The organism is Bartonella pachyuromydis, from assembly GCF_039543065.1.
Lineage (GTDB): Bacteria > Pseudomonadota > Alphaproteobacteria > Rhizobiales > Rhizobiaceae > Bartonella > Bartonella pachyuromydis.
Window position 1 is genome coordinate 1 of the sequence record NZ_BAABJA010000045.1, and the last position, 1,607, is coordinate 1,607.

Annotated in this window: 1 protein-coding gene; it reads right to left on the reverse strand. The window is 37.4% G+C overall.

From position 1 onward, the window contains the following. Nucleotides 1–1,579, reverse strand: a 1,579-nt coding sequence (locus ABD917_RS08645) for an autotransporter outer membrane beta-barrel domain-containing protein (RefSeq protein ID WP_345119658.1), incomplete at its 3' end; no start/stop codon positions are given. Between the last annotated feature and the right edge of the window lie 28 nt (nt 1,580–1,607).

Sequence of the window (1,607 nt, forward strand, 5' to 3'; positions counted from 1 at the left end):
CAGCAAAACCAGCGGAGAATAGAGCATTGGGCATGACTAAATAGCTTGCCACCTGTGGGACAAGAGCTAAAATCTTTCCTTCATCATCAAGGGTTTCTTTTTGCAGACGGAAATCCCAGAAATCTTTATTTTCTTTCAAGGAATTTTGTGCATTCTCATTTTTTATTCCCTCAATAGTGCTCCCTTTTATAACGTAATGCGTGTAGTCTTTGAGAGTATTTTCCTCAGATTCTTGAGACACGCTTTCTAAGAGGTTTTGCGCGCTATCAGCTTTACCACGGCTTGATGTTGGTCCATAGGCATTGAGGACATATTTATAAGGTAAACCTTCCATTGTGGTGTAGCCATTCGCCAACCTGAAGGCACCTTCATCTGTATTTCCAGAGACTTGAATGAGTGAAAGCCCTCGTTTATTTAAGGGAGTGGAATCTTCAGCTTCTATTGGTTCACCTTGAGCAAGATTATTGACATGGATTATTGTGGTTCCTGATACATTACCATGGACGAGAAGGCGATCAGCTTTTTGTTTTTCTTTTGGTAGACCATCACTCCACTCGACATTGAAATAAATATTTGCATGGCCCGTTGCACGGTAAGCCGTTGCTACAGTGGGAACCATATTTTCTTTTGATTTATAAACCTCAGCGGTTCGCCCTACACTCAAGGTTTGATACTGCTCTTTTGCTAAAGCAAACGGTGCACGAAATATGATAGAGCTATTATTAAGATTCAGTTCTGAAACAGTAGACAACGCGCGATGTTTAATGTCACTGAGATCATAATTGTAGGTACTAAAATCAGTATCTATATCTTCTTCACTGACCTTTAAATACCATTTGCTGTTATTACTCAGAGTAAAAACTGTTGTATTTACTTTCAAAGTCCTCGCTCTTCCTTCTAAAACGGAATTATCAGCGGTTAATTTAAGAGAGACAGGAAGAGTATCTTCATCATAATATTTACGTTTTGTTTTATTTCTCAATAAGACATCAGCAAGAATTTCTGAATTTTGAAGATAAACTTCAGCAACAGATTTTGAATCATAGGGCCCCCGAATCCCAACACCCTCTTTCACAAGAATTTTGCTATTGATAAGACTAACTTTATTGACAACTTTTTCATCCCCTTTTAAATCTCTGTTCGGAGTTTCATAAATAAGGATACCAGTTCCAGCACCGGCTCTTTGGAGGGTTATGGTTGAATCTTCAACCTCTATGATACCATTTTTTACTTGTAAGCCTTGGTATATTGAATTCGTATTAATTCCTTTAACATGAATTCGTCCACCTTTTGATGCAGAAAGAGGAGCTGATTCCGAGTGTATTGTCGAATCTGTAATTGTGATAATTGCTTTGTCAGTTGCAGATACTGCAGGGTCAGTTACAGTTCCTGTCGTAGGACCATTACCGCGGATAAAAACATTATTAAAGGTCTTTTTCTCTCCTTTATCCACCTTAAATCCATTAATAATTTTAGGAGTTTGTGTATTTGCATAAGTTGAACCGCAATGAGAAAAAATCAAAGTTCCAGCAATTGTACATAACAAAAAGTTTTTCTTATAAATAGATTTCTTACACATAGATATGCCTTTAGTATTGGTATGCCTT